This is a genomic window from Synechococcus sp. H60.2 (assembly GCF_047462315.1).
Taxonomy (GTDB): Bacteria; Cyanobacteriota; Cyanobacteriia; order Thermostichales; family Thermostichaceae; genus Thermostichus.
In genome coordinates this window covers 1-4540 of record NZ_JANSIZ010000118.1, presented here as the reverse complement: position 1 = coordinate 4540, position 4540 = coordinate 1, and the positions used below count along the sequence as shown (strand labels likewise).

Genomic DNA, 4540 nt, shown 5'->3' with positions numbered 1-4540 from the left:
TTGGCATGATTTGCTCCCTAGAAATTGTGAAGCAATACATCCAGAATCAGTCAGAGGGTGCTATCCCTCCCCACCGTCTATACGGTGGGGAATTCCGCACTTACGTTAAAATGCTTCTATCTCCCGGAATTTTCTATCGAAGAGCTCTCCAGGGATCCCTGTGCCTAGTTCTTCGGCAAATTTCGTTGACCTTACCCAACCATGCTGCCTGTGCGCCCCCGCGAAACCGTTTCCATGTTCACCCGCGACGGGATCCAACTGGATGCGGATGTCTATCGCCCAGAAGGCGGGGGGAGCTACCCGGTCTTGCTGATGCGGCAGCCCTACGGGCGGGCCATTGCCTCGACGGTGGTGTACGCCCATCCGCGCTGGTATGCGGCCCATGGCTATATCGTGGTCATCCAGGATGTGCGGGGACGGGGCACCTCCAAGGGCTCCTTCTACCCCTTCCGCCACGAAGCTGAAGATGGGTTTGACGCGGTCAACTGGGCGGCTGCTTTGCCAGGGAGCAACGGTGTGGTGGGCATGTACGGCTTTTCTTACCAGGGCATGACCCAACTCTATGCCGCCTCCAGCCGTCCCAGTGCTTTGAAAACCCTCTGCCCGGCGATGCTGCCCTACGATCTCTACGCCGATGCCGCCTACCCGGGGGGAGCCTTTACCTTCTCCAACAACCTCAGTTGGGCGCTGCAACTGGAAGCTGAGGGAGCCCGCCGGCGGGGAGAGGCCAACGCTTACCAGGCCCTCTTCAAAGCCTCCCGCAACTTGCCCCTCTACGATCCCATCCCCCTCAAGCCGGGCGTGCTGCAGCAATACGCGCCCCAGTCCTACTACTTCGACTGGCTGGAGCACAGCGAACCCGACGACTACTGGCGCCAGCTCTCCCCTCGGCTAGAGGTGGTGGATCTGCCGATGTTGCACATTGGCGGCTGGTTTGACAGCTACCTGAGTGGCAGCCTGCGCCTCTACAAGGAGATGAGTGCCCGCAGCCGCAACCCTCAGTACCTGGTTGTGGGGCCCTGGGCCCACCTGCCGTGGGGGCGCAGGGTGGGGGCGCTGGACTTTGGCCCCGAGGCCGTCAGCCCCATCGATCGGCTGCAGGTGCGCTGGTTTGACCAGTTCCTCAAAGGCAAGGACACCGGGATCCTCCAGGAGCCGCCGGTGCGCCTATTCGAGATGGGAGCCAACCGCTGGCGCAGCTTAGAGGCCTGGCCCACCCCGGAGCCAAAAGCTTTTTACCTGCACAGCACCGGCCTGGCTGCCCTCTCCGAACTTGAGGGATCCCTCCGCCCGGAACCCCCACTGAGGCAACAGTCGGATACTTTTGTTCACGATCCCTGGCGACCGGTGCCAGCCCTGGGGGGTCACCTGGTTTATCCTGCCGGGCCGCAAGAGCGCTCTGCCCTCGACTGCCGCACCGATGTTCTCACTTACACCACTCCCCCTCTGGAAACCGACCTCCTCCTGGCGGGGGATATCACGGCAGAGCTCTACGTCGAAGCCGACAGCCCCAGCTTGGATCTCTGCGCCGTGCTCTCCGTGGTCAGGCCGGACGGCCAGGTGTACAACTTTTCCCAGGGCTACCGTCGTCTGCAGGATCCCCAGCCCAATGCCCCCATCTCAATCCCCTGTCAGCCTACCTGTATCCGCATTCCCCGTGGCCACGCCCTGCGTCTCAGCCTCAGTGCGGCCTGTTTCCCGGCCTACTCCGTCAATACAGGTACGGGGATGCGAGAAGAGCGGCTCATCGAGGCCCGCATTCTCACCCTTACTCTTCACAGCGGCGGCAACACGCCCTCGCGGTTAACCTTGCCCATTCTTGAGGAATAGTGCTGCCTCTCCCGCTTTTGTAATCTCTGTCTAGCAAACGAAAATCAAACGCTAGGATGGGAACAGGTGGGGCAAGGGAGCGCCATGTTGCAAGACCCAAAGCTAATCCGGCACTATCAAGCTCTAACCGACGCGCTGGTGGATAGTTGGCATCGCGGCTATCAGCGCACTGACGAGCTAAGGCTGCTGGTGGACGGTTACCTGCTGGCCTTGCGAACTGGCAAACAATTGGAGCCCTTTGAGATTTACCGCCTCGAAGATGAGGTCAACCGCTTCCTCTACGATCCGTCCAACTTCATGGATCCGGAACTGGAGCGGGAGACGGAGAGGATGCGGGGCTACTAACTTTGGGGATCCCTGCTGGCAATCCTTGCGACCGGTAGGCCGCAGCCTCAATTCCTAAGTTCTCTAGCCTTGGGGTCTTTCTCCCGTCCTTCGGGAGAGAAGCTGGGGGTAGGGCGGTTTTGAGAACAACTTGGGCCTGGTAGGCTGAGAGCAGTCGATTCCTCTCAGTTCTATGGCAGTTTGGGATACCCTGGCAACTTCCCGGCGTCCGGCTCTGCTGGGATCCGGCCTGGGCTTGGGAATAGCCCTGACCCTCTGGTACGGGGTGTTTGGCTACCACGTACTGCAGATGGGTATCTGGCTGCTAAGCATCCTGCTGGTGGGGCTGTATGTGGCCCAGTTTCCTCCGGCTCAGCTCCCTTGGGATCCGACGCGGCTGCGCTGGCGTCAGGAGCTGCTGCACCTGGGGCTGCTGGCGCTGGTTTTTGCCCCCATCTACCTCTACGACCTGGCCAACATCCCTTTTCAAATCAACACCGACGAGATTGTCATCACCTCCATGGCACGGCGGGCCTCAGGGGTGCGCTACCCCGATATCTTTGGGCTGATGCCGGAGTGTTTCTATTTCCCCCGCTTCCTGTTCAGCCTCTTTGGCGGCCTGACGCGGCTGATGGGGGGAGTCACGCTGGTGAATGTGCGCACCGTGCATGCCGCCTTCGGGGTTGTCACCATTCTGGTGGCCTATGGGTTTTTTCGGTCGTTCTGGAACCCCCGGCTGGCCTTGGCAGGAGCGGCCCTCCTGGGATCCAACCACGCCTTGTTAGGCATCAGCCGCATGGCGATGCGGGAGAATCTGATTGTGCTGGTGGAGTGTGCAGCGCTAGCCTTGCTCTTAAAGGGCGTGCGGGAAAAAAATCCCCTGCTTTTGTATTTGGGGGGAGGGGCAGCGGCCTTCTCCCTCTACGGCTATCTGCCGGGGCGGGTGGTGATCCTGTTGGGGTTGCTGTTTGGCGGCCTCTACCTGCTCCTGGGCCGGGAGGAGCTGCAAGGAGGGGATAAGCAGGTTAACCCCTTCTGGACTCTGGCCAAGCTAACCGTGCCGGCGGCGCTGGGGTTTTTCCTGGTGGCTGCGCCCATTCTGGTGGCTACTGCCACCGCCCCCCCAGAAAGCGCCGAGTATGCCCGCCAGCAATTTCTCTTTTTCCCGGAAGGGCGGGCGCTGCAGCAGAGGTGGGTCAATGCGGCTACGCTGGCAGAGGCGGTGTGGCGCAACATCCGCAATGGCCTAAGCATGTTCAACGATCCCAGCCAGCACGACCGGGGCTACATCTACCCCAACTACGGCCATGCCTTTGTGGATCCGCTGACGGGGGTTTTGATCTGGCTGGGGCTGGGATCTGGCCTCTACCGCCTCTGCAAGGGGCGTAGCCAGCCCCACGACTGGCTTTGTATGGGCAGTTTCCTGTTTCTTTACCTGCTCTTTAGCTTGGCCATCACCAAAGCCCCCAACTACACCCGCCTGCTGGTAATCCTGCCCTTTGTAGCCTACCTAACTCTGGAAGGGATCCAGGCGCTGGCCGGTCTCCTGGAGCGTTGGGGATCCCCAGGGAGGAAGTGGCTGCCGGCAGTGGCGATGGCGGGGGCGATGCTGTTGATTGGCGGATGGAACTTGGCGATTTTTGGAGATTTTGTCCACAAGGGCTGGACCCAGGGCAACGATGTGGGAGCCACCGGGCGCTACGTGGCGGCCCGACAAGGGGATCCCGACTACCGCTTCTACTTGGCTGCCAGCGCCGCCTACCCCTATTTCAGCTGGGGAGAGCCCATCTATTGGCAGAGTTGGATCCAGTTTTTTGCCGGCTCGGGACAGGAGGTGCAGGTCTTTTCCCCTGAGGCGTTGCCCACCCAAGATCTCCAGCCGCCATTTACCCTGTTCCTGAACGAGGAGGTATGGAATCAGCAAGGGGCAGCGCTGCAGCAGCGCTTTCCCCAGGGACAGTTGCATCGGATCCCGGCTGAGCGGGGGTTGTGGGCTTTTGAAGTAGCGGATCCTTAGCGCTGCTCTCTCTAGGTAGCCGACTGGGCTTTGAGTCAGCTATACCCCTTGCCGTTGCCTCCTTGTGCCACCCTCGTGGATTAGGGAGAGGGGCTGCGCCCTACATCCATCCCAGCGGGGTGACCCACGCGGCCCTCAAAAAGGGATCCCCGCTGCTGAAGGGTAGGCTTAGGCCGGAGCAGCAGGGCCCGGCCATCTGGCGAAACGACGGGCGTGTTGCAGTGCCAAATCCACATAGTGCTCGGTGTGGCGGTCAACCTCCAGAAAAATCCCAAAAAATTTCGCCGTACACTATGAACTACCCCACCGCGCAGGCGGGTGGGGTTTCCTCACCCGCTTGACAGCAGAGCTTTTGTCTCTTCTTCTGCC

The 4540-nt window shown here is 60.9% G+C and carries 3 protein-coding genes; all 3 read left to right on the top strand.

Annotation, left to right across the window (positions count from 1 at the left end; genetic code table 11):
• Positions 1-201: 201 nt before the first annotated feature.
• Positions 202-1830, top strand: coding sequence for a CocE/NonD family hydrolase (locus tag NW845_RS12370; RefSeq protein ID WP_414378744.1), 1629 nt, complete (start codon positions 202-204; stop codon positions 1828-1830).
• Positions 1831-1914: 84 nt separating this feature from the next.
• Positions 1915-2175 carry a DUF6761 family protein gene (locus NW845_RS12365; protein WP_414366681.1) on the top strand — a complete coding sequence of 87 codons (261 nt, stop codon included), beginning with the start codon at positions 1915-1917 and terminating at the stop codon, positions 2173-2175.
• Between the two features lie 172 nt (positions 2176-2347).
• Positions 2348-4171: a glycosyltransferase family 39 protein gene (locus tag NW845_RS12360; RefSeq protein WP_414378743.1), complete on the top strand. Its 1824-nt coding sequence runs from the start codon at positions 2348-2350 to the stop codon at positions 4169-4171.
• Positions 4172-4540 lie beyond the last annotated feature (369 nt).

What these genes read in the sequence shown, in the direction of transcription:
- NW845_RS12370 (WP_414378744.1), top strand. Translation starts at nt 202, where the DNA reads ATGCTGCCTGTGCGCCCCCGCGAAACCGTTTCCATGTTCACCCGCGAC.
- NW845_RS12365 (WP_414366681.1), top strand. Translation starts at nt 1,915, where the DNA reads ATGTTGCAAGACCCAAAGCTAATCCGGCACTATCAAGCTCTAACCGAC.
- NW845_RS12360 (WP_414378743.1), top strand. Translation starts at nt 2,348, where the DNA reads ATGGCAGTTTGGGATACCCTGGCAACTTCCCGGCGTCCGGCTCTGCTG.